The following is a 23357-nucleotide window of genomic DNA, read 5'->3' on the forward strand; positions in this document are numbered from 1 at the left end:
AAAACGGGTTTTCACAACTTCACAAGAGTGTGGCGAGCAAATGAATAGTTTTGCGTCTGAACATGCACCATTAGCGTCTGAAACAGCCCAACGACACAGGAACGGGAACGCCTCGACTACCGGAGCCTGAAGCCTGTCCGCTACGGATTTGGTTGCACGAACGGATGTCTCGACCATAAGTCGAATTGCCAGCCCCGTGCCGAAATGAGTTCATGGGACTCTTGAAGCCAGGCCGCACGCATCCGTCGAAGTTGCGAAAAATTGCGAAGATTCGGACATGGCACACCTGACCAAGGATACCGGGGCTCAACTGACCTGCCCTGGACGCCTGGCAGCCATGCCGACAATTTGGTGCTGCAGATTTTGGAGACGCGTTAAATGGCGCATAACGAAGCAGTCGACGTAGTTCTGGTTGGGGCCGGCATCATGAGTGCCACCCTCGCAGTACTGCTCAAGGAACTCGACCCGGCGATCAAGCTGGAAGTCGTCGAGCTGATGGATTCCGGTGCCGCCGAGAGTTCCAACCCCTGGAACAACGCCGGTACCGGCCACGCCGGCCTGTGCGAGCTGAACTACACGCCGCAGGCTGCCGACGGCACCGTCGACATCAAGAAAGCCGTGCACATCAACACCCAGTTCGAGGTGTCGAAGCAGTTCTGGTCGTACCTGACCAAAAAAGGCACGTTCGGCTCGTGCAAATCCTTCATCAGTCCGGTGCCGCACCTGAGTTACGTCGAGGGCGAGAAAGGCGTGTCGTTCCTCAAGGAACGCTTCAACGTGCTGCACAAGCACCACGCCTTCGCCGACATGGAATACACCGAAGACAAGGCGAAGATGGCCGAGTGGATGCCACTGATGATGCCGGGTCGTCCAAAAGACCAGGTGCTCGCCGCCACCCGCGTGATCAACGGCACCGACGTCAACTTCGGCGCCCTGACCAATCAGTTGCTCAAGCACCTGACCAGCGCACCCGATGCCCAGGTCAAGTACTGCAAGCGCGTGACCGGCCTCAAGCGTAACGGCAATGGCTGGACCGTCAGCATCAAGGACGTCAACAGCGGCAGCAGCCGTGAAGTCGACGCCAAGTTCGTGTTCCTCGGCGCCGGTGGCGCGGCCCTGCCGCTGCTGCAAGCCTCGGGCATCGAAGAAAGCAAAGGCTTCGGCGGCTTCCCGATCAGCGGCCAGTGGCTGCGTTGCGACAACCCGGATGTGGTCAAGCATCACCAGGCCAAGGTTTACAGCCAGGCGGCCGTGGGTTCGCCACCGATGTCCGTGCCGCACCTGGACACCCGCGTGGTCGACGGCAAGAAATCCCTGCTGTTCGGGCCATACGCCGGTTTCACCACCAAGTTCCTCAAGCACGGCTCCTTCATGGACCTGCCGCTGTCGGTTCGCGCCGGCAACATCGGGCCGATGCTGGCCGTGGCAAAAAACAACATGGACCTGACCAAGTACCTGGTCAGCGAAGTGATGCAGTCGATGGAACAGCGTCTGGAATCCCTGCGCCGTTTCTACCCCGAGGCGAAAGCCGAAGACTGGCGCCTGGAAGTGGCCGGCCAACGGGTGCAGATCATCAAGAAAGACCCGAAAAAAGGCGGCATCCTGCAGTTCGGTACCGAACTGGTGGCCGCGAAGGACGGCTCCCTCGCCGCCCTGCTCGGCGCTTCACCAGGTGCTTCGGTGACCGTTTCGATCATGCTGGAACTGATCGAGAAGTGCTTCCCGGCCAAGGCCAAGGGTGAGTGGGCTGCCAAACTGGCGGAAATTTTCCCGGCCCGTGAAAAGGTCCTGGAAACCGACGCTGCGCTGTATCGCAAGATCAACACGCAGAACAACGTCGCGCTGGAACTGGTTGAAGCCAGCAACGAGACCGAAAGCTACGCCTGATTCGGCCCCATGAAAAACGCCCCGCACTCAGTCAGTGCGGGGCGTTTTTTATGCCTTTAGAAAACCGCGGGCTTTCTCGATCAGCTCGATGTATTCCTGGGCGTTGCGCTGATCGCGGATCTGATCGACGAAGGTCTTGCCGTGCTCGTCCTTGCCATCCACGTCATAACCGGCTGCAACGAAGAACGTCAGGAAACGCTCGAAATCGTCGATGCGCAGGCCACGGTAAGCCTTGACCAGTTTGTGCAGCGACGGCGAAGTGGCGTCGACCGGCTCAAAATCGAGAAACAGCTTGATCTGCTCATCGCCGATCTCGTCACCAATCACTTGCTTCTTATCTTTACGCATTGCCGACTCCAGCTCGCAGACATTTCACGGGGCGGGCAGTTTACCCCTGCGCAGGCACAAGGCTCAACGCGAGCGCGTGCTGCCGGTGTGCAAATCGGCCCAGATATGACCGTTGGCGTAGGTCAGGAACTGGCAATACACGGTGCCATTGCGCAACAGATCGATCACCACCCGGTACTGGGCCAGCGGGTAATAGAGCGTCAGGGTTTTGCTCTTGGCGTCATACGCCGGTTTTTTCAGGCTTTTGCTTTCGCCATCGAAGTTGACCAGCACCTGATTGATCGACGCCCCCTTGTTCAGGGGTTTGCCTTTGAGGCGGATCATCAACGAAGAGGTGACCGGAATCGGCTGCTGATTGGACTGACGCTGGGCCCCCACCACCACTGAATAATCGGTGACCTGCAACAGTTGCTGCTGCTCGGGTTCGGCATCGCGCAGGGTCAGATCGTCCGGCGGCAGGAATTGACTGTGCATCGGAGCGGCGGACAGGGGCAGGCTGAGGGTCAGCAACAGAGCGGCGCAGCTGCGGATCAAGAGGCTCATGACAGGCTCCGGGGGACGGGGCCGAGCACTTTAGCAGCCTTTAAAGCAAAAGATCGCAGCCTGGGGCTGCGATCTTTCAGGGGGGGCTTACATGCCTTTGACGGCGAAGATCCCGTTGGCGTTGCGCCAGTAGCCTTTGTAGTCCATGCCGTAACCGAAGATGTAACGGTCGATGCACGGCAGACCGACGAAGTCGGCTTTCAGATCAGGACGAGCCTTGCGGTCGTGCTCCTTGTCGATCAGCACGGCAGTGTGCACTTTGCGCGCGCCAGCGTGACGGCAGAAGTCGATGATCGCGCCGAGGGTGTGACCTTCGTCGAGGATGTCGTCGATGATCAGCACGTCGCGGTCGATGAACGAGACTTCCGGCTTGGCTTTCCAGAACAGGTCGCCACCACTGGTTTCGTTGCGATAGCGGGTGGCGTGCAGGTAGGACGCTTCCAGCGGGAACTGCAAATGAGTCAGCAGTTTGCCGGAGAAGATCAGGCCACCGTTCATCACGCAGAACACCACCGGGTTGCTGTCGGCCAGTTGTTCGTTGATTTGTGCACCGACGCGGGCAATGGCAGCCTCGACTTCAGCTTCGGTGTACAGGCAGTCAGCCTCTCGCATGATTTGACGGATATGCTCGAGATCAGCGGACATGGCGCTCTCCAGGGGGACGGATTTCGGAAAAGCGGGCAAAGGTACGCATCAACCGGGGCCGAATCAAGCATTTGTGGACTAACGTACTGTATGTCCTATAGGACATCACCCTCGGATAGATTAATCTAGGCCGGTTTTTTTGCCCGCCGCCGGAGCCTTTCCCCATGTCCATCCAAGAGATCCGCCATCCGCTGATCCGTCACAAACTTGGCCTTATGCGCCGTGCAGACATCAGCACCAAGAATTTCCGTGAGCTCGCTCAGGAAGTCGGTGCCCTGTTGACCTATGAAGCGACCAAAGACCTGCCGCTGGAAACCTACGATATCGAAGGTTGGTGCGGCACTGTGTCGGTCGAGAAAATCGCCGGCAAGAAGATTACCGTCGTGCCGATCCTGCGCGCCGGCATCGGCATGCTCGAAGGCGTGCTCAGCCTGATCCCGGGCGCAAAAGTCAGCGCCGTGGGCGTTGCCCGCAACGAAGAAACCTTGCAGGCCCACACCTATCTGGAAAAACTGGTTCCGGAAATCGACGAGCGCCTGGCGATGATCATCGACCCGATGCTCGCCACCGGCAGCTCCATGGTCGCGACCATCGACCTGCTGAAGAAGGCCGGTTGCAAGGACATCCGCGCGATGGTGCTGGTTGCCGCACCGGAAGGCATTGCCGCTGTCGAGCAGGCCCACCCGGACGTGATCATTTACACCGCGTCCATCGATCAGAAACTCAACGAGCACGGTTACATCATTCCTGGGCTTGGCGATGCCGGTGACAAGATCTTCGGCACCAAGCAGAAGGACGCTTAAGCATGCAACAAGAGTTCAACGATCCGCTCTGGCGCACCGTACTGTCCGGCGCACAGATGCTGTTCGTGGCTTTCGGCGCCCTGGTGCTGATGCCACTGATCACGGGCCTGGACCCGAACGTGGCACTGTTTACCGCAGGTCTGGGCACGATACTGTTCCAGATCGTCACCGGGCGTCAGGTACCGGTGTTCCTGGCGTCGAGCTTCGCCTTCATTACCCCGATCATTCTCGCCAAGGGCCAGTTCGGCCTCGCCGCGACCATGGGCGGCGTGATGGCGGCCGGTTTCGTCTACACCTTCCTCGGCCTTGCCGTGAAGATCAAAGGCACCGGGTTCATTGACCGTCTGCTGCCGCCGGTGGTGATCGGCCCTGTGATTATCTCCATCGGCCTGGCCATGGCGCCGATTGCCGCGAACATGGCGATGGGCAAGGCCGGCGACGGTTCGGAGCTGATCCATTACCAGACCGCGATGATGATCTCGATGCCGGCGCTGCTGACCACGTTGATCGTGGCGGTGTTCGGCAAGGGCATTTTCCGTCTGGTGCCGATCATTTCCGGCGTGCTGGTGGGCTTTGCCCTGTCCTTCTACTTCGGCGTGGTCGACACCGCAAAGATTGCCGCGGCACCGTGGTTTGCCCTGCCGGCCTTCACCGCACCGGAGTTCAACTGGCAGGCGATCCTGTTCATCGTTCCGGTAGCGCTGGCCCCGGCCATCGAACACATCGGCGGCGTGATTGCGGTCGGCAGCGTGACCGGTCGCGACTACCTGAAGAAGCCGGGCCTGCATCGCACCCTGCTCGGTGACGGCATCGCCACCACCGCAGCCGGTCTGTTCGGCGGTCCGCCCAACACCACCTACGCGGAAGTGACAGGCGCGGTGATGCTGACCAAGAACTACAACCCGAAAATCATGACCTGGGCGGCGATCTTCGCCATCAGCCTGGCGTTCATCGGCAAGTTCGGCGCCCTGCTGCAAAGCATTCCGGTGCCGGTGATGGGCGGGATTCTGTGCCTGCTGTTCGGTTCGATCGCGGCGGTGGGGATGAACACCCTGATCCGTCACAAGATCGATCTGGGCGAGGCGCGCAATCTGGTGATCGTCTCGGTAACCCTGGTGTTCGGTATCGGCGGTGTGCTGGTCGGCACCGGCACCGGTCCCGACGACTTCGGTCTCAAAGGCATCGCGCTGTGCGCGGTGGTGGCGATTGCGCTGAACCTGCTGCTGCCGGGCAATGACGGCTGGAAGCAGAAGAAGGCGGATGAGCCGCTGATCTAAGCCTTAGCTTCAAGATCGTTCCCACGCGGATCAACCCACACTGATCGTTCCCACGCTCTGCGTGGGAACGATCAAAGCCAGCCTGCTGGCGACGCTTTCAGAGGGCCAACGGCGCCCGTTCACAAAGCGTTGCCAACGCCTTCGCCCATTGCGGGTCGTCATTCAGGCACGGCACCAGCACCAGCTCTTCGCCCCCCGCCTCGCGGAACTGTTCCTTGCCGCGATCGCCGATCTCTTCCAGCGTCTCGATGCAATCGGCAACAAACGCCGGGCACATCACCAGAATCTTCTTCACGCCGCTGTTGGCCAGCTCGTCCAGCCGCGCTTCAGTGTAGGGCTCGATCCATTTCGCCCGGCCCAGACGCGATTGAAACGACACCGACCACTTGCCGTCCGCCAGCCCCATGCGCTCAGCGAACAACGCCGCGGTGCGCAGGCATTGGGCGCGATAACAGGTGGCCAGGACGGCAGCCGAAGCGTTCCTGCAGCAATCTTCATTCTTGAAGCAATGATTGCCGGTCGGGTCGAGCTTGGTCAGGTGCCGCTCGGGCAAACCATGGAAGCTCAGCAACAGGTGATCGTAATCCTGCTGCAAGTGCGGCTTGGCGCTCGCCACCAGAGCGTCGAGGTACTCCGGCTGATCGTAGAACGGCTGCAACACCGACAGTTGCACATTGAGTTTCTTTTCGCGTACCACCCGCTTGGCTTCTTCAATCACCGTGGTGGTGGTACTGTCGGCGAACTGTGGATAAAGCGGCGCGAGGGTAATGCGTTTGTGCCCCGCCGCTACCAGCTTCATCAGACTTGTCTCAATCGACGGCTCACCGTAACGCATGGCCAGTTCCACCGGGCCGTGGGTCCACTGCGCCTTCATCTGCTGTTGCAGGCGACGACTGAGCACCACCAGCGGCGACCCTTCGTCCCACCAGATCGAGGCGTAGGCATGGGCCGACTGCTCCGGGCGCTTGATCAGGATCAGCGACACCAGCAGACGCCGCAGCGGCCACGGCAGGTCGATCACGTACGGGTCCATCAGGAATTGATTGAGATAGCGGCGCACGTCGGCCACCGAAGTGGAGGCCGGCGAGCCCAGGTTGACCAGAAGCAAGGCGTGATCGGTCATGCAACGTCCTATTTCAGAGGCGGCTGGACAGATCGTCCAGGGCCGCGCGTAAATCCGTGAACCGGAAAGTGAATCCCGCTTCCAGCAAGCGTTTGGGCGTGGCCCGTTGGCCTCCCAGCAACAGCAATGACATCTCGCCGAGCCCGACCTTCAAGGCGAGGGCCGGCATCGGCATGAACGCCGGGCGGTGCAACACGCTGCCCAGCGTCCTGGCGAATTCGCGATTGCGCACCGGTTTCGGCGCGCACGCATTATAAGGACCGCTCGCCTGATTGCGGTGCAGAAGAAAATCAATCAGGGCGATTTGGTCATCGATATGAATCCACGGCATCCACTGCCGACCGTTGCCCAAAGGCCCGCCCAGCCCGAGCTTGAACGGCAGCAGCAGGCGCGACAAAAAGCCGCCCTCGGCCGACAGCACCAGGCCGGTGCGCACCAGCACCACGCGAATGTCCATCGCTTCGGCGCGTTGCGCGGTTTCCTCCCAGGCGATGCACAACTGGCTGGCGAAATCGTCAATCACCGGCGGCGAGTCCTCGGTCAACTCACGTTCGCCGCCGTCACCGTACCAACCCACGGCCGAGCCCGAGATCAGCAGCGACGGTTTCTGCCCGCGCTTTTCCAGCCATGCCAGCAGCGATTCGGTCAGTGTGATCCGGCTGCTCCACAACAGCGCCTTGCGCCGATGGGTCCACGGCCGGTCGGCAATCGGCGCACCGGCCAGGTTGACGATCACGTCGACCGGTTCGTCGCCAAGGTCCTCCAGACGCGCGACGCCACGCACCTGGGCGCCACAGATTTGCGCAACTTTCTCCAGACGGCGGCTCCAGACCGTCAGGCGATGCCCTTGTCCGGACCAGTACCGGCAAAGCTGACGTCCGATCAACCCAGTACCGCCGGTCAGCAATATGTGCATGACTTCTTCCTCGCGTGGCGTTTTACCCCGATCACTAGTCTATTTTTATAAACAGGGATCTTTTCTATCGGGCAGGCTCTATTGTTTAACCATAGGCCAAGCTGTCAGAACCAGAACGCTGGAAGTTATACCAAAAAACATAATTGTACAGGTTTCATCCACGGCGTAGTCTGTGCAGAAAGGTAAACGAGGCCCCTATGACTGTACCTATCGCAATCATTGGCACCGGCATCGCCGGACTCTCCGCCGCCCAGGCACTCACGGATGCCGGGCATACCGTTCAGTTGTTCGATAAAAGTCGCGGCAGCGGCGGGCGCATGTCGAGCAAGCGCAGCGATGCCGGCTCGCTGGACATGGGTGCGCAATACTTCACCGCCCGTGACCGGCGCTTCGTGACCGAAGTCCAGCGCTGGCAAAGCAAAGGCTGGGTCGCCGAATGGGCACCGCAGCTCTACACCTATCATGGCGGGCAACTGAACCTGTCGCCGGACGAACAGACCCGCTGGGTCGGCACGCCGCGCATGAGCGCCATCACCCGCGGTCTGCTCGATGGCCTGGAAGTGCATTTCGCCTGCCGGATCACCGAGGTCTATCGCGGTGAAGAACATTGGCACCTGCAGGACGCCGAGGGTTTCACCCACGGGCCGTTCAGCCACGTGGTGGTCGCCACGCCGGCGCCTCAGGCCACTGCCCTGCTGGCCTCCGCGCCGAAACTCGCCGGCGCCGCCGCCGGCGTGAAAATGGACCCGACCTGGGCCGTCGCCCTCGCCTTCGACACGCCACTGGATACGCCGATCGAAGGCTGCTTCGTTCAGGACAGCGCCCTTGACTGGCTGGCCCGCAACCGCAGCAAACCGGGTCGCGACACCACCTGCGACACCTGGGTTCTGCACGCCACCAGTGCCTGGAGCCGGCAGCACATCGACCTGCCCAAGGAAGCGGTGATCGAACAATTGCACGGCGCCTTCGCCGAGTTGCTGCACAGCGCCATGCCGGCACCGACCTTCAGCCTCGCCCACCGCTGGCTGTATGCCCGCCCCGCCAGCAGCCACGAATGGGGCACCCTGGCCGACGCCGATCTGGGCCTGTATGCCTGTGGCGACTGGTGCCTGTCGGGTCGGGTCGAAGGGGCGTGGCTCAGTGGCCAGGAGGCGGCAAGACGCTTGCACGAACACCTGCAGTGAATCGCATCAATCCGCGCAAATTGCTGCTGTCGAAATGGACAGCAGCCCACCCGCAAAACCGTGAAAAGCATTTTCTGGTGACCGAACTCTTCCGCGACGAGGACGGCACAGTGCTGGAAATCGAATTGCAGGCGGTGCTGACCCGGCGTACCGAGCAATGCGACTGGCGCGCCCTGGAGGATGATTCACGCTGGAAAATGGGCTGGCGTTAAAAACCTCAAAAAAACTTATACAAACAGTTTGACTTGTACACCCATGAATCTATGCTGAGAGCATGTTGTACAGATCTATTTGTCTGTACAGGTTCAGATTCGAGGTTGTTGCATGTCCGACTCATCGACGTCCCTGCCGAAAATCGCCATCAGCGCCTGCCTGATGGGCGCCGAAGTACGCTACAACGGCGGACACAAGGAATCGCGGCTGTGCAGCCGCACCCTGGCCGAGCATTTTGAATTCGTTCCCGTCTGTCCTGAAGTCGCGATCGGTCTGGGGATTCCCCGCGAACCGATCCGTCTGGTGGGTGACCCGACCAGGCCCGAGGCGGTCGGCACCGTCAATTCATCGATCAATGTCACCCAACCGCTGGCGGCCTATGGAGAAAAAATGGCTGCAGAGCTCGATGGCATCTGCGGCTACATCTTCATGCAGCAATCGCCGTCCTGCGGACTTGAGCGAGTCAAGGTCTACCATGCCAACGGCGCACCGGTGAATGGTGGCGGGCGCGGCATTTACGCCGAGGCGTTCTGTGCACGGCATCCGGATCTGCCGGTGGAAGAAGCCGGGCGCCTTAATGACCCCGTGCTGCGGGAGAACTTCATCACTCGCGTACTCGCCTACCGCGAATGGCAGCAAGTGCTCAAGCAAGGCCTGAGCCGCCGCGCGCTCACCGACTTCCACTCGCGCTACAAATACCTGCTGATGGCCCACAACCCGGTGCAATACAAGGCGCTGGGCAATCGGCTGGGCAACATGGGCCGGACCGACCCGGCCGAGCTGGGCCCGCGCTATTTCAGCGAATTGATGGCGGCGCTGAAAAAATGCGCCACTCGCCGCACCCACAGCAATGTCCTGCAACACATCAGTGGTTACCTGAAACAGGCGATCAGCCCCGAAGACAAACAGGAAGTGCAGCACATCATCGGCCAGTACCGACACGGCATCGTGCCGCTGGTGGTGCCGCTGACGCTGCTCAAGCATCACTTTCGCCTCCACCCGGATCCCTACATTGCGCAGCAGGTGTACCTGCAACCGCATCCGGAAAACCTCAGCCTGCGAAACGCCATTTGATGAACGACTCACCCGATACCAGCGCCCGGGAAGACCTCGGCGCCGACTTCAAGAAAGCCCTCGACGAAGGCTGGCTGCCAATCCGCGAAGTCGCCCGTCAGACCGGCGTGAACGCCGTCACCCTGCGCGCCTGGGAACGGCGCTATGGGCTGATCGTTCCGCAGCGCACGCCCAAGGGCCATCGCCTGTACAACGCCGAGCATGTGCAACGTATCCAGAACATCCTTACCTGGCTCAACCGTGGCGTTGCGGTCAGCCAGGTCAAACCGCTGCTCGACACGGCGCAGGCCTTGAACGAACCGGTGGAGAACGAATGGCATCCCCTGCGCCAGGCCGCCCTGCTCGCGGTCACTGACCTGAACGAGCGCGGCCTCGACGACAGCATCAACCAGGCGATGGCGCTGTATCCGCCACGCACGCTGTGCGAGCAATTACTGCTGCCGCTGCTGAGCGATCTCGAACAGCGCTGGCAGGGCCAGTTCGGCGCGCAGATGGAACGTGTGTTCTTTTATGCCTGGTTGCGCAGCAAATTCGGAGCGCGCATCTACCATAACAATCGTCAGTTACGCACCGCGCCGCTGCTGCTGATCAACCAGTCGGACCTGCCACTGGAGCCGCACGTTTGGCTCTGCGCCTGGCTGATCAGCAGCGCCGATTGCCCGGTGCAGGTGTTCGACTGGCCGCTGCCGGCCGGCGAGCTGGCATTGGCAACCGATACCCTGCAAGCCCGTGGCGTACTGCTGTATTCCAGCAAAGCCCTGAACCTTGCGCAGCTGCCGAAACTGTTAAATGGCGTCAGCTGCCCGAAACTGATTGCCGGACCAACGGTGTGCATCCACCACGCCGAGTTGTCCGCAAACACTACCGAACGCGCTGATCTGCTCCTGGCCGAAGACCCCCTTTCGGCGCATCGGATACTCGTTGAGCGTGGGTTGATTTAATGATTCAGACAGAGACCGACATGCAATTGATCTGGCTGCGCAGCGACCTGCGCCAACATGACAACACCGCCCTGGCGGCCGCCGCCGAGCGTGGCCCGACCGTGGCCGTGTACCTGTTGAGCCCAGAGCAATGGCAGCAACACGACGACGCACCGTGCAAGATCGATTTCTGGCTGCGCAATCTGCGTGAGCTGAGCAAAAGCCTCGGCGAACTGAATATCCCGCTCCTGCTCCGCACCGCGCCTCACTGGGATCAGGCACCTGCGGTACTGCTCGAACTGTGTCGGCAACTGAAGATCGAGGCCGTGCACGTCAACGAGGAATACGGCATCAACGAAAGCCGTCGCGATGCGGCAGTCGCCGAGGCCCTGCAAGCCGACGGCATCACCTTCCACAGCTACCTCGACCAATTGCTGTTCAAGCCCGGCAGCGTGCTGACCCGGACCGGCACTTACTTTCAGGTGTTCAGCCAGTTCCGCAAAGTCTGCTACGAACGCCTGCACCGCTCGATGCCTTCGCTGAAAAAGGCCCCGGGCAAACAGTCGGCACTGAACATCACCAGCGACCCTGTTCCAGCAGCCATCGAAGGTTTCCCGACACCCGGCGAATCCCTGCGCGCACTGTGGCCCGCCGGTGAAACCGAAGCCCGACGCCGTCTCGACACGTTCGCCGATGCACAGATCGACTACTACAAGAGCGAACGCGACTTCCCGGCCAAACCCGGCACCAGTCAGCTCTCGGCCTACCTGGCCGCCGGTGTGATCTCGCCGCGCCAATGCCTGCACGCCGCCCTGCAAAGTAATCAGGGCGAATTCGAAAGCGGCAAGGTCGGGGCCGTCACCTGGATCAACGAACTACTGTGGCGCGAGTTCTACAAACATATCCTCGTCGGTTATCCACGGGTTTCACGCCATCGCGCATTCCGTCCGGAAACCGAAGCCCTGGCCTGGCGCGATGCCCCGGACGATCTGGCCGCCTGGCAGGAGGCCCGCACCGGGTTGCCGATCATCGATGCGGCCATGCGCCAACTGCTGGAAACCGGCTGGATGCACAACCGCCTGCGCATGGTGGTGGCGATGTTTCTGACCAAGAACCTGTTGATCGACTGGCGCGAAGGCGAGCGTTTTTTCATGCGCCACCTGATCGACGGCGACCTGGCCGCCAACAACGGCGGCTGGCAGTGGAGTTCCTCGACCGGCACCGATTCGGCGCCGTACTTCCGGATCTTCAACCCGCTCAGCCAGTCGGAAAAATTCGACAGCGAAGGCCTGTTCATCAAGCACTGGCTGCCGCAACTGACCGGGCTGAACAAGAAAGACGTGCACAACCCGGCCAATGCCGGCGGGCTGTTCGGCGTGGCGGACTATCCGTCGCCGATCGTCAATTTGAGCGCGTCACGGGAGCGAGCGCTGGCAGCGTTCAAGAATCTGCCGTCGCGGTCGTCTCAAGGAGAGAGCGATGAGTGAATTTCTGCGCAGTTTCGCCCAGCGGTTCGCACAGTTGGATAAAGACAACTTGCGTAACCTCGACGAACTGTACAGCGCAGACATTCATTTCACCGATCCGTTGCACGAAGTCCAGGGGCTGGCGCAACTACGCAGTTACTTCAGCGAGTTGTACGCCAACGTCAACGAACTGCGCTTCGATTTCCACGGTTTCGACCAGATCGGCGAAGGCGAAGGCTATTTGCGTTGGGTCATGAGCTACCGCCACCCGCGACTGGCCGGCGGACAACTGATCCGCGTCGTCGGCTGCTCGCACCTGCTCTGGCGCGACAAGGTTTACCGCCACCGGGATTACTTCGATGCCGGGGCACTGCTCTATGAACATTTACCCGTATTGGGCCGGGTGATCGCCTGGCTGAAAAGGAGATTGGGATGAGTCGTACAGCTCCACGTCGTTACTGGTTGACCGGTGCCAGCAGTGGTATCGGCGCGGCACTCGCAGAAGAAATTCTCAAAAGCGGTGCACAGCTGGCGGTCAGTTCCCGCCAGGTCGCGCCGCTCAAAGTGTTGTCACAACGCTATCCGGGCCAGGTACTGGTCGTGCCGGGAGACTTGACCAACAGCCAGACCGTCCGGGAAATCGGCGAGAAGATCGCAATGGAATGGGGGGCGCTGGACACGGTGATCCTCAACGCCGGCACCTGCGAGTACGTCGATGCCCGGCAGTTCGACGCCTCGATCATCGAGCACGTGGTGCGCACCAACCTGCTCGCCAGCAGCTACTGCATCGAAGCCGCCCTGCCCTTGCTGCGCAAAGGTACGGCACCGTTTCTGGTGGGGATGGCCAGCTCCGTCACCTATGTTCCGCTGCCCCGCGCCGAAGCCTACGGCGCATCCAAGGCCGGGCTGCGTTATCTGTTCGAATCGCTGCGCATCGATCTGGCCGACGAAGGCATTGACGTTACCGTCATCAGCCCCGGTTTCGTCGACACACCGCTGACCGCCAAGAATGATTTCCCGATGCCGCTCAGCTGGCCTGTGGATAAAGCCGCGCGGCATATTTTCGCCAAACTTGAGGACCGGCCGCTGGAGATCGCTTTCCCGGCACTGTTCATGGCGGTCCTGTGGCCCCTGTCGAAAATGCCTGCGCGGGTACAACTGGCCATTGGCAAACGCATGGTGCGCAGCAACCCGCCGCTCAGGGATGCAACATGAAAATCGCCATCGTCGGCAGCGGCATCGCCGGTCTGAGCTGCGCGTATCTGCTCGCTCGCCGACACGAAATCACCGTGTTCGAAGCCGACGCCCGGGTCGGCGGCCATACGCACACCGTGCCGGTGACCGTGGACGGGCGCGAGTACGCGGTGGACACCGGGTTCATCGTGTTCAACGACTGGACGTACCCGAACTTCATTCGCTTGCTCGGTCAGTTGGGTGTGGCCTTCAAGCCCACCGAGATGAGTTTTTCGGTCAACGATCCGGACACCGGCCTGGAATACAACGGCAACAACCTTAACAGCCTGTTCGCCCAGCGCAGCAATCTGCTGTCACCTGGATTCTGGGGCATGTTGCGCGACATCCTGCGGTTCAATAAAGAAGCCCGGCGCGACCTTGCCGAGCAGCGGATCGGCACCGACACCACCCTTGACGATTACCTCAAGGCCGGCGGGTACGGCGAGCGTTTCATCCTGCATTACATCGTGCCGATGGGCGCGGCGATCTGGTCGATGCCGATGGCCGAGATGCTCAATTTTCCGTTGCAGTTCTTCGTGCGCTTTTTTGAGAATCACGGATTGCTGTCGGTCAGCAATCGGCCGCAGTGGCAGGTGATCGAGGGCGGTTCCAGTGCCTACATCACGCCGCTGGTCGAGTCGTTCAAGGAACGCATCCGCCTGAACTGCCCGGTGGGCCGGATCGATCGCGACGAGCACGGCGTGGTCATCCACAGCCCGGCCGGCATCGAGCGTTTCGACAAAGTGGTGCTGGCCTGTCACAGCGATCAAGCGTTGCGACTGCTGGGAGATCCTGACGATAAAGAACGGGAAATCCTCGGCGCCCTGCCCTACGCCGACAACGAAGTGGTGCTGCACACCGATACCCGCCTGCTGCCCACACGCAAACGGGCCTGGGCCAGCTGGAATTATCGCCTCGGCGGAACGGGCCTTACCCAGGCAGCCGTGACCTACGACATGAACATTTTGCAAGGCATTCAGAGCGACACCACGTTCTGCGTCAGCCTCAACCAGAGCGCAGGCATCACACCATCCAAAGTCCTGGCGCGCTTCACCTATGCCCACCCGCAATTCAGCCTCGCGGCCGTGGCGGCGCAGCAGCGCTGGGCTGAAATCGACGGCGCGCAACACACGCATTATTGCGGCGCCTATTGGGCCAACGGTTTTCATGAGGACGGCGTAGTCAGCGCCCTGCGCGTGGCCGCAGCCTTCGGAGAAAGCCTGTGAACAGCGCGCTCTACAGTGGCTGGATTGCCCATCGGCGATTCGCACCGCGCCGTCATCAATTCCGTTACCGGATCGGCATGCTGTATCTGGATCTGGCTGAACAGGAAGCGGTGCTGGGCCTGTCCCGACTGGCGGGTACCAGCCGCTTTGCGCCGTTTTCATTTCGCGAAACCGACTACCTGAAAACCTTCACCGGCCGGGGTGTACGCCTGAGCGATGCGGTGCGGCAACGGGTGGGCGAAGCCCTGGGCCGCGCACCGCAAGGCTCGATCTGCCTGCTGACCCAGCCGCGCAGTTGGGGCCTGTCGTTCAACCCGGTAAGTTTTTTCTATTGCCACGAGGCCGACGGCCAACTGGCGGCGATTCTCTGCGAAGTCAGCAACACGCCGTGGCGCGAGCGTTATCACTACGTGCTGCCGGCCCGAGCGCCGACCCATTTGCAGGACTTTCACCAGCACTTTGCCGTGGCCAAGGCCTTTCATGTGTCGCCGTTCCTGCCGCCGGATCTGGAATACCGCATGAGCTTCAGCCCCGCCGCGCAGCACCTGGGCGTACACATGGCCGACTGGCAGGGCGAGCAGAAACTGTTCGACGCCACCCTCGACCTGCGACGCGAACCCCTTGATCGAAGCCACTTGCACCGACACCTGTGGCGCTTTCCCTGGATGACTGCCAAGACCGCGCTGGCGATCTATTGGCAGGCGCTGCGCCTGTTGCTCAAGCGCACTCCGGTGTATGACCACCAGCGCACCGACGACCTTTTTCGAACCGCCACCGTACCGACCGAGGAACGCCACCATGAAATCCACTAGCGTCTCGGCCAAAGCCAGCCTGTTCAGCCCCCATGGCCTGAGCGGTTCGCTGCTGCGCCGGGGAGTGCTGCGCCAGCTCGAGCAGCTCAAGCAGGGTCAATTGATCGTCATCGAGGACGGCGAACGCCACGTCTTCGGTACGCCAGGCAGCACGCTGGTGGGGGAAATTCAGGTGCTGGACCCGGCCGTCTGGGGGCTGGTCGCCGGCAATGGTTCGATCGGTGCCGGTGAGTCTTTTATTCATGGCTACTGGCGCTCGCCGGATCTGACGGCCGTAGTGCGGGTCTTTGTCAGCAACCTTGAAGTGCTCGACGCCATGGAAGGTGGCCTGGCCCGGCTCGGTCGCCCACTGGTGCGCGGACTGCACTGGCTCAACCGCAATACGCGCAAAGGCTCGCAGAAAAACATCGCCGCTCATTACGACCTCGGCAATGACCTGTTCGAGCAGTTTCTCGATCCGACCATGATGTATTCCGCCGCGCAGTTTCTCAGCCCCGACGACAGCCTGGAGCAGGCGCAACTGAACAAACTGGAGCGGATCTGCCAGAAACTCGCGCTCAAGCCCGAAGACCACCTGCTGGAAATCGGCACCGGCTGGGGCAGCATGGCGCTCTACGCGGCGCAGCATTACGGTTGCAGAGTCACCACCACCACGTTGTCGAAGGAGCAGTTCGCCTTCACTGCCGCCCGTATCGAACGCCTCGGTTTGCAGGATCAGGTGACGCTACTGCTCAAGGACTACCGCGATCTCACCGGCCAGTACGACAAACTGGTGTCGATCGAGATGATCGAAGCGGTCGGCCACCGCTTCCTGCCGACCTACTTCAAACAGTGCGCGCACCTGCTCAAGAGCAACGGCCTGATGCTGCTGCAAGCGATCACCATCCGCGAACAGCGCTACGAACAGGCACGTCGCGGGGTGGACTTCATCCAGCGCTACATTTTCCCCGGCGGCGCCCTGCCCTGCGTGCAGAAAATGCTTGAGATCGTCAGCCGCGACACCGACATGAACCTGCTGCATATGGAAGATTTCGGCCTGCACTACGCCCGCACCCTGCGTCTGTGGCACGAGAACTTTCGCCATGCTCACGGCCGCCTGACGGAACTGGGCTATGACGATTACTTCCTCAGGTTGTGGGAGTTCTACCTGTGTTACTGCGAGGGCGGATTTCTCGAACGCACCATCGGCACCGCACAACTGGTGCTGGCCAAACCGGCGGCGATGACCGCGCCCTTGCTCGGCCGATTCGATGCTTGAGCGATTGGCCAACGCGGTGCTGTTCCAGATCGGCTGGCTGGCCTGCGTGCTCGGTGGCGACAGCCTGTGGTTGCTGCTGGCACTGGCGATGCTGGTGATTCATCTGCACTGGATCAGCAGTTGGGCGCAGGAAGGCCGGTTGATCCTCAGCGTGGTGATCATCGGCACGGCGGTGGACAGTGCGCTGCGCGGCCTGGGGGTTTTCGAATTCAAGGATCTGTCGCCGCTGATTCCGCTGTGGCTGATGCTGTTGTGGGCGCTGTTTGCCACGACATTGCGTCATTGTCTGCAATGGAGCGCCAGGCCCTGGTGGCTGGCCAGTCTGCTCGGCGCAGCGGGTGGCGCGCTGTCCTATGGCGCTGGCGGACGTCTGGCCGGCGTGCAGTTTCCCTATGGTGAGTTTGCGACCCTGACCGGCATCGCGCTGCTGTGGGCGTTGCTGTTTCCGCTGTTGCACCAGTTGTCCCGGCGGCTGGAACGCTAAACGCCTGTCAGGCCTTTCACACGGTCCTCGGTCACTGCCGTACACTGGCGCCATGAAAACCATTCCCCATCGGCAAATCGCCGAACCCGTGGTCACCTGCTCGACCTGTGCGGCCTGCTGCTGTCAGCTTGAAGTGATGCTGATCACCGACACCGGCGTGCCCGAGCGTTTTATCGATACCGACGATTGGGGGGGTGAAGTGATGCTGCGTCTGGACGACGGCTGGTGCGCGGCGCTGGATCGCGACACGATGATGTGCACGATTTACGAGAAGCGTCCGCTGATCTGCCGCGAGTTCGAAATGGGCGCCCCGGAATGCATCGACGAACGCCAGGGAATTGCCACGGCGTATCGCTGAGCACAAAAAAAGAGCGCCTGGCGCTCTTTTTTGCTCGAACTGACTTTCCGCGTTCTTACAGCGGCATCGTGTAATGCAGCGCGTAGCTTTCAACCCCGTCGTTGTCGCTGCTCAGACCGGCGTTGGAATAGTGCGTCGCACGGATCCCGACTTCATGCCCGCCATTGAAGCGCAAGCCGAAACCGATACGGTCTTCGAACTGGAAAGAGCCGCCGAGCTTGTTGTCTTCGTATTCGGTGTTGGAGAACAGCGCCACGCCGATCCCCGCCTCGACATACGGTTTGACCGACTGGCCGGCAAACTCGTAAACAAATACCGGCGAGAACGACAGGCTGTTGTTGCTCGACGTCTTGTCGCCTTCCCAATAAGTGTAGGCACCGCTCCAGTAACCGGTCAGACGACCCACGTCACTTTGCAGCCAGCTCTTGTCCCAATCGAAATTCATGCCCAGGCGATAAGTCATGGTCGAATCGCTGGTAGCACCCACTGCAAACTCGACGCCAGCAGCTTGTGCGGTAAAACTTTGCCCCATCAGTGCAGCCGCAATCGCGGCCAAGCAGAATAGTCGCTTCACTTTGAAACTTCCTTTTCCGGAACGATCGTTTGGTTTTTTAGGTCACTCTGCGCTATAGAAATCTGCGCTTGGTCAGAAGTTCAGCTGACTTTTTAGATATTTCACATTTTTTTTACAAAGTGAATCTTTCAACGTCGCCAACGACTTGGCCCAGCAGGACCAGGGTCTTGCGCAGAGACGCAGGATCGGCGCTGGTCCAGAATCTGACCGGGCGGTTCGGACCTGCGGCGAGCAGATCACGCTCGGCCAGCAGCCGCTGCAATTGCCGCGCTACCGCCGCGCCCGTATCGATCAGGCTGATGCTCTCGGGGATCATCGACTTGAGCATCGGCTTGAGAAACGGGTAGTGGGTACAGCCCAGGATGATCGTGTCGCAACCGTTGGCCAGTAGCGGGTCAACGTAGTGCTTGAGCAAGGCACGTAACTCGGGGCTGTGCAGATCGCCGCTTTCAATGCGCTCGACCAGTCCGGGACACGGCTGAGTGATGACCCGCACATCCGTGGCGAAGCGGTCGAGCAATGCGGCGAATTTGGCGCTCTGCAAGGTGCCGGTGGTGGCGAGCACGCCCACCACACCGCTGCGGGTGGCGGCGGCGGCCGGTTTGACCGCCGGCTCCATCCCAACAATCGGCCACTCGGGAAAGTCCCGGCGCAGATCGGCAACGCCGGCCACGGTCGCGGTATTGCACGCGATCACCAGCGCCTTGGCGCCCTGCTCGCGGAAAAACCCGGCCATCACGCTGCAACGCTGGCGGATGAATTCCGGGGTTTTCTCGCCATAAGGGATGTGGCCGCAATCGCCCAAGTACAGCAGCGATTCGTTCGGCAGCAGGTGCTGGATTTCCGCCAGCACCGACACGCCACCGACGCCGGAATCGAATACGGCAATCGGCGCTTCACGCATGCTGCGAACCACAGACGCTGCACCCCGGATCGCGCTTGACCCGCAGTTCACGAAAGCGCGAGCCCAGCGCATCGATCAACAGCAGACGGCCCACCAGCGGCTCACCAAATTCCGCCAGCAGCTTCAAGGCTTCCAGCGCTTGCAGGCTGCCGACCAGACCGACCAGCGGCCCGACCACGCCGGCTTCGCTGCAAGTCAGTTCGGCTTCGCTGCCGTGACCGTACAGGCAGTGGTAGCACGGGCTCTCGGTGCGACGCGGGTCGAACACTGAGAGCTGTCCTTCAAGACGGATCGCCGCGCCGCTGACCAATGGCTTGCGCGCCGCCACGCATGCGGCGTTGACCGCTTCGCGGGTGGAGAAATTGTCCGAACAGTCGAGCACCAGATCCACCGCGGCCACGGCGGCGGCGAGGGAATCCTCATCCAGCGCCTGACGATGGGGCACCAGGCGGATTTCAGGATTGATCGCGCTCAGGCGCTTGAGCGCCGAGTCGACCTTGGTCATGCCGACGCTGTCGGTGTCGTGGATGATCTGGCGTTGCAGGTTGGTCAGGTCGACCGTGTCGAAATCCGCCAGGTGCAATTCACCGACACCCGCCGCCGCCAGGTACAAGGCCACCGGCGCACCGAGGCCGCCGAGGCCGACGATCAATACCCGGCTGTCCTTGAGCTTCAACTGGCCATCGATGTCGATGTGTTGCAGCAGGATCTGCCGACTGTAGCGCAACAATTCCTGATCATTCAGCACGGCAGGCGCCCCAGGCTGATCCGTTGATGACCGCCCAGATCGGTGCGGCTGTGGACTTCGTCGAAACCTTGCGTCAGCAGCAGATCGCGCACGGCTTCGGCTTGATCATAGCCGTGTTCGAGCATCAGCCAGCCACCGGCCTCCAGATGGGCCGGCGCCTGGGTGATGATCAGCCGCAGATCGTCGAGCCCGTCGATGCCGGCCACCAAGGCGCTTTCCGGCTCGAAACGCACATCGCCTTCCACCAGATGCGGGTCGGCGGCGCGGATGTACGGCGGGTTGCTGATGATCAGCTCGAAACGCTTGCCTTCGAGGGCGCTGAACCAGTGGCTGCTCAATACCGTGGCGTTGTTCAGGTGCAGGCGCTGACGATTGCGCTCGGCCAGGGCCACGGCCTCCAGAACGCGATCCACGGCGGTGACCTTCCACGCCGGGCGCTCGCTGGCCAGGGCCAGGGCAATTGCCCCGCTGCCGGTGCCCAGATCGAGGACCTTGGCCGGGGTCGCCGGCAACAACTCCAGCGCGGCTTCCACCAGCAGCTCGGTGTCCGGACGCGGGATCAGCGTGTGCGGCGCGACTTCCAGATCCAGCTTCCAGAAACCCTGCTGGCCCAGAATGTAGGCGACCGGTTCGCCACTGCGGCGGCGTTGCAGGTACTCGGCAAAGACCAGCGCAGCTTCGCTGGGCACGATGCGCTCGGGCCAGGTGTGGAGAAAACTGCGCGACTTGCCCAGCGCGGCGGCCAGAAGCAATTCGGCGTCCAGACGCGCCGTCGGCGAGTCCGGCAGTTCGGCGGCGCGCAACAGGCTGGCGATGATGGTCATTTACTCACCTATCGCTGCGAGTTGGTCGGCCTGGTATTCGGCCAGCAACGGCTCGATCACCGCTTCGACGCCACCGGCGAGAATTTCGTCGAGGGAATACAGGGTCAGGTTGACGCGATGATCGGTGACCCGGCCCTGGGCAAAGTTGTAGGTGCGGATGCGCTCGGAGCGGTCACCGGAACCCACCAGCAATTTACGTTCGCTGGCGATGGCGTTGGCCGCGGCGGCAGTCTGCTGATCGTTGAGCTTGGCCGACAGCCAGGCCATCGCCCGGGCGCGATTCTTGTGCTGGGAACGTTCTTCCTGGCACTCGACAACGGTGCCGGTCGGTATGTGGGTGATGCGGATCGCCGAATCGGTGGTGTTGACGTGCTGACCACCGGCCCCGGAGGAGCGGTATGTGTCGACGCGCAAATCCGCCGGGTTGATCTCGATGGCTTCACGCTCGTCCGGCTCGGGCAATACCGCCACGGTGCAGGCCGAGGTGTGGATACGGCCCTGGGATTCGGTGGCGGGTACACGCTGTACGCGGTGCGCGCCGGATTCGAATTTCAGCTTGCCGTAAACGTTGTCGCCTTCGATGCGGGCGATGACTTCTTTATAGCCACCGTGTTCGCCTTCGTTTTCCGAGAGGATCTCCACGCGCCAGCCACGGCGTTCGGCGTAACGCGAGTACATGCGGAACAGGTCACCCGAGAAGATCGCCGCCTCGTCACCACCGGTGCCGGCGCGGATTTCGAGAAACACGTTGCGCCCGTCGTTGGGATCCTTGGGCAGCAACATGCGTTGCAGGTCGGATTCCAGCGTGATCAGCAATTCCTTGGCTTCGCGGACTTCTTCCACAGCCATTTCACGCATGTCCGGGTCGCTGTCCTTGAGCAGCGCCTGTGCGCCTTCAAGATCGCTTTGTACGCCGAGCAGCTTTTTATAGCCTTGTACCACCGGCTCAAGTTCGGCGTATTCCTTGGAATAAGCGCGGAATTTGGTCTGGTCGGAAATGACTTCGGCGTCGCCGAGCAGCGCGGTCAGTTCCTCGAAACGGTCCTGGAGGATGTCCAGCTTATTGAGCAGTGACGCTTTCATTGCGGTTTTTTATCCGAAAAGCTATCCGGTGAGCCCTCGAGGGCAAAGAGTTCCTGAGCCATGGCCAGCGCATCAAGGCGGCCTTCGGCAGAAAGCTTTTTCAACTGCACGCTCGGGGCGTGCAGGAGTTTGTTGGTCAGGCCACGGGCCAGTTGCCCGAGGATGTCTTCGGCGTTGCCGCCGTTGGCCAGCAGGCGCAGAGCCTTTTGCAGCTCTTCGTCACGCAGGCGTTCGCTCTGTTGACGATAGGCCTTGAGCACATCGACCGCCGCCAGCTCGCGCAGGCGCACCATGAAATCGTCGGCGCCGACCGAAACCATCTCTTCGGCAGCCTGGGCTGCACCCTGACGGCTCTTGAGGTTTTCGGCGACCACTTCGTGCAGATCGTCGACGCTATAGAGGTAAACGTCGTCGAGTTCGCCGACTTCCGGCTCGATGTCACGGGGAACGGCGATGTCGACCATGAAGATCGGCTTGTGCTTGCGCAACTTCAGCGCGCTTTCCACCGCACCTTTACCGAGGATCGGCAACTGACTGGCGGTAGAGCTGATCACGATATCGCTGCGCACCAGTTCGGCCGGGATGTCCGATAGCAACACTGCATGGGCACCGAACTGCTCGGCCAGCAGGCTGGCGCGTTCCAGGGTCCGGTTGGCGACCACGATGCGTTTGACCCCCAGTTCATGCAGATGGCGGGCGACCAGGGTGATGGTCTCGCCGGCGCCGATCAGCAGGGCCTGGCTGCGTTGCAGGTCGCTGAAAATCTGTTTGGCCAGGCTGACGGCGGCAAACGCCACGGACACCGGGTTTTCACCGATGGCGGTGTCGGTGCGCACTTGCTTGGCGGCGTTGAAGGTCGCCTGGAACAGTCGCCCGAGCAGCGGCCCGATAGTGCCGGCCTCGCGGGCCACGGCGTAGGCCGATTTCATCTGGCCGAGAATCTGCGGTTCGCCCAGCACCAGCGAGTCGAGCCCGGAGGCGACGCGCATCATGTGACGAACGGCCGCATCGTCTTCATGCACATAAGCGCTCGCGCGCAGCTCATCGAGGCTCAAATGGTGATAGTCGGCCAGCCAGCGCAGCACGATATCGGCCGACAGCTGATCCTGTTCTATATACAGCTCACTGCGATTGCAGGTGGAGAGGATCGCAGCTTCGCGGCTGTCGGTGAGTCGGCAGAGCTGCTGCAAGGCCTCCACCAGCTGCTCAGGGGTAAAGGCCACGCGCTCGCGGACGTCTACTGAAGCAGTCTTGTGGTTGATACCGAGTGCAAGGAAGGCCATTCAAGGTCGCTGATGGTGACGTGAAGCCGGCAATTGTCCTACTTCGTCAGATTCAGAACAACTACCGCTGACTATTGTCCCAATTGTCGGCCCCTATAATGACCACAATCGAGACTCGGTTATGTTTGGCCGAAGGCTTGTGTCATGATGATCCGACCGCAGGTTAGTCGT

At 61.3% G+C, this 23357-nt stretch carries 26 protein-coding genes; 15 read left to right on the forward strand and 11 right to left on the reverse strand.

The genetic code is table 11. The annotated features are described in order from the left end of the window. The first annotated feature begins 378 nt into the window (after positions 1-378). Entirely contained in the window at positions 379-1887 is a 1509-nt protein-coding gene (gene mqo / locus L6D81_RS24110) for a malate dehydrogenase (quinone) (RefSeq protein WP_236182218.1), read from the forward strand. Between the two features lie 48 nt (positions 1888-1935). Here the strand turns inward: mqo and L6D81_RS24115 are convergent, their stop codons facing one another. The 3 genes from L6D81_RS24115 to L6D81_RS24125 all read right to left on the reverse strand — a co-directional run bounded on the left by L6D81_RS24115 (position 1936) and on the right by L6D81_RS24125 (position 3423). Then, complete coding sequence (locus tag L6D81_RS24115) at positions 1936-2235, reverse strand: PA4642 family protein (RefSeq protein WP_236182219.1); 300 nt, start codon at positions 2233-2235, stop codon at positions 1936-1938. 63 nt (positions 2236-2298) lie between these two features. After that, complete coding sequence (locus L6D81_RS24120; RefSeq protein ID WP_236182220.1) at positions 2299-2778, reverse strand: hypothetical protein; 480 nt, start codon at positions 2776-2778, stop codon at positions 2299-2301. A gap of 87 nt (positions 2779-2865) precedes the next feature. After that, positions 2866-3423 carry a hypoxanthine-guanine phosphoribosyltransferase gene (locus tag L6D81_RS24125; RefSeq protein WP_236182221.1) on the reverse strand — a complete coding sequence of 186 codons (558 nt, stop codon included), beginning with the start codon at positions 3421-3423 and terminating at the stop codon, positions 2866-2868. A 164-nt stretch (positions 3424-3587) separates the two neighbouring features. On the opposite strand from L6D81_RS24125, the gene upp reads away from it, so the two are divergent. Together upp and L6D81_RS24135 are read left to right on the forward strand one after the other, a co-directional pair. Continuing rightward, positions 3588-4226 carry a uracil phosphoribosyltransferase gene (gene upp / locus L6D81_RS24130; protein ID WP_011335903.1) on the forward strand — a complete coding sequence of 213 codons (639 nt, stop codon included), beginning with the start codon at positions 3588-3590 and terminating at the stop codon, positions 4224-4226. Positions 4227-4228: 2 nt separating this feature from the next. Beyond that, positions 4229-5503 (forward strand): uracil-xanthine permease family protein, encoded by a 1275-nt coding sequence (locus L6D81_RS24135; RefSeq protein WP_039766305.1) that lies wholly within the window; start codon positions 4229-4231, stop codon positions 5501-5503. Between the two features lie 97 nt (positions 5504-5600). On the opposite strand, the gene hemH is transcribed toward L6D81_RS24135, so the two are convergent. Both hemH and L6D81_RS24145 read right to left on the reverse strand, forming a co-directional pair. After that, positions 5601-6626 (reverse strand): ferrochelatase, encoded by a 1026-nt coding sequence (hemH, locus tag L6D81_RS24140; protein ID WP_236182222.1) that lies wholly within the window; start codon positions 6624-6626, stop codon positions 5601-5603. Positions 6627-6639: 13 nt separating this feature from the next. After that, positions 6640-7542, reverse strand: coding sequence for a TIGR01777 family oxidoreductase (locus tag L6D81_RS24145; protein WP_236182223.1), 903 nt, complete (start codon positions 7540-7542; stop codon positions 6640-6642). 197 nt (positions 7543-7739) lie between these two features. Here L6D81_RS24145 and L6D81_RS24150 point away from each other — a divergent pair, with 197 nt between their 5' ends. From L6D81_RS24150 to L6D81_RS24205, 12 genes are all read left to right on the forward strand, one after another. Beyond that, the gene (locus L6D81_RS24150; protein WP_236182224.1) at positions 7740-8726 is read left to right on the forward strand and encodes an NAD(P)/FAD-dependent oxidoreductase; all 987 of its coding nucleotides are present in this window, start codon (positions 7740-7742) and stop codon (positions 8724-8726) included. Further along, positions 8723-8938, forward strand: a complete 216-nt coding sequence (locus L6D81_RS24155) for a TIGR02450 family Trp-rich protein (protein ID WP_236182225.1) — start codon at positions 8723-8725, stop codon at positions 8936-8938. Before L6D81_RS24150 ends, L6D81_RS24155 begins: the two co-directional genes overlap by 4 nt. A 112-nt stretch (positions 8939-9050) precedes the next feature. After that, positions 9051-10013, forward strand: a complete 963-nt coding sequence (locus tag L6D81_RS24160) for a YbgA family protein (RefSeq protein ID WP_236182226.1) — start codon at positions 9051-9053, stop codon at positions 10011-10013. After that, positions 10013-10954 carry a MerR family transcriptional regulator gene (locus tag L6D81_RS24165; protein ID WP_236182227.1) on the forward strand — a complete coding sequence of 314 codons (942 nt, stop codon included), beginning with the start codon at positions 10013-10015 and terminating at the stop codon, positions 10952-10954. The genes L6D81_RS24160 and L6D81_RS24165 overlap by 1 nt, the downstream gene beginning before the upstream one ends. 20 nt (positions 10955-10974) lie before the next feature. Beyond that, positions 10975-12420, forward strand: coding sequence for a deoxyribodipyrimidine photo-lyase (phrB, locus tag L6D81_RS24170; RefSeq protein WP_236182228.1), 1446 nt, complete (start codon positions 10975-10977; stop codon positions 12418-12420). Beyond that, entirely contained in the window at positions 12413-12835 is a 423-nt protein-coding gene (locus L6D81_RS24175; protein WP_236182229.1) for a nuclear transport factor 2 family protein, read from the forward strand. The genes phrB and L6D81_RS24175 overlap by 8 nt, the downstream gene beginning before the upstream one ends. Continuing rightward, positions 12832-13614 (forward strand): SDR family NAD(P)-dependent oxidoreductase, encoded by a 783-nt coding sequence (locus tag L6D81_RS24180; RefSeq protein WP_236182230.1) that lies wholly within the window; start codon positions 12832-12834, stop codon positions 13612-13614. Before L6D81_RS24175 ends, L6D81_RS24180 begins: the two co-directional genes overlap by 4 nt. Further along, complete coding sequence (locus L6D81_RS24185; protein ID WP_236182231.1) at positions 13611-14858, forward strand: NAD(P)/FAD-dependent oxidoreductase; 1248 nt, start codon at positions 13611-13613, stop codon at positions 14856-14858. Before L6D81_RS24180 ends, L6D81_RS24185 begins: the two co-directional genes overlap by 4 nt. Next, the gene (locus tag L6D81_RS24190) at positions 14855-15670 is read left to right on the forward strand and encodes a DUF1365 domain-containing protein (protein ID WP_236182232.1); all 816 of its coding nucleotides are present in this window, start codon (positions 14855-14857) and stop codon (positions 15668-15670) included. Before L6D81_RS24185 ends, L6D81_RS24190 begins: the two co-directional genes overlap by 4 nt. Continuing rightward, the gene (locus L6D81_RS24195; protein WP_236182233.1) at positions 15657-16928 is read left to right on the forward strand and encodes an SAM-dependent methyltransferase; all 1272 of its coding nucleotides are present in this window, start codon (positions 15657-15659) and stop codon (positions 16926-16928) included. Before L6D81_RS24190 ends, L6D81_RS24195 begins: the two co-directional genes overlap by 14 nt. After that, positions 16921-17412: a DUF2878 domain-containing protein gene (locus tag L6D81_RS24200; protein ID WP_236182234.1), complete on the forward strand. Its 492-nt coding sequence runs from the start codon at positions 16921-16923 to the stop codon at positions 17410-17412. The genes L6D81_RS24195 and L6D81_RS24200 overlap by 8 nt, the downstream gene beginning before the upstream one ends. A 52-nt stretch (positions 17413-17464) precedes the next feature. Then, a complete protein-coding gene (locus L6D81_RS24205) occupies positions 17465-17770 on the forward strand; it encodes a YkgJ family cysteine cluster protein (RefSeq protein WP_011335918.1) in 306 nt (101 codons plus the stop codon). A gap of 55 nt (positions 17771-17825) precedes the next feature. On the opposite strand, the gene L6D81_RS24210 is transcribed toward L6D81_RS24205, so the two are convergent. From L6D81_RS24210 to hemA, 6 genes are all read right to left on the reverse strand, one after another. Next, complete coding sequence (locus L6D81_RS24210) at positions 17826-18344, reverse strand: acyloxyacyl hydrolase (protein WP_039766327.1); 519 nt, start codon at positions 18342-18344, stop codon at positions 17826-17828. Positions 18345-18456: 112 nt separating this feature from the next. Beyond that, on the reverse strand, positions 18457-19248 hold the full coding sequence (gene murI / locus L6D81_RS24215; protein ID WP_236182235.1) for a glutamate racemase: 792 nt from the start codon (positions 19246-19248) through the stop codon (positions 18457-18459). Beyond that, a complete protein-coding gene (locus tag L6D81_RS24220) occupies positions 19241-19996 on the reverse strand; it encodes a molybdopterin-synthase adenylyltransferase MoeB (protein WP_236182236.1) in 756 nt (251 codons plus the stop codon). The genes murI and L6D81_RS24220 overlap by 8 nt, the downstream gene beginning before the upstream one ends. Continuing rightward, positions 19990-20820: a peptide chain release factor N(5)-glutamine methyltransferase gene (gene prmC / locus L6D81_RS24225; protein WP_236182237.1), complete on the reverse strand. Its 831-nt coding sequence runs from the start codon at positions 20818-20820 to the stop codon at positions 19990-19992. The genes L6D81_RS24220 and prmC overlap by 7 nt, the downstream gene beginning before the upstream one ends. Further along, positions 20821-21903 (reverse strand): peptide chain release factor 1, encoded by a 1083-nt coding sequence (gene prfA / locus L6D81_RS24230; protein ID WP_236182238.1) that lies wholly within the window; start codon positions 21901-21903, stop codon positions 20821-20823. It abuts the gene before it with no gap. Beyond that, the gene (gene hemA, locus L6D81_RS24235; RefSeq protein ID WP_236182239.1) at positions 21900-23186 is read right to left on the reverse strand and encodes a glutamyl-tRNA reductase; all 1287 of its coding nucleotides are present in this window, start codon (positions 23184-23186) and stop codon (positions 21900-21902) included. Before hemA ends, prfA begins: the two co-directional genes overlap by 4 nt. Positions 23187-23357 lie beyond the last annotated feature (171 nt).

Source organism: Pseudomonas sputi, assembly GCF_021603585.1.
Taxonomy (GTDB): domain Bacteria; phylum Pseudomonadota; class Gammaproteobacteria; order Pseudomonadales; family Pseudomonadaceae; genus Aquipseudomonas; species Aquipseudomonas sputi.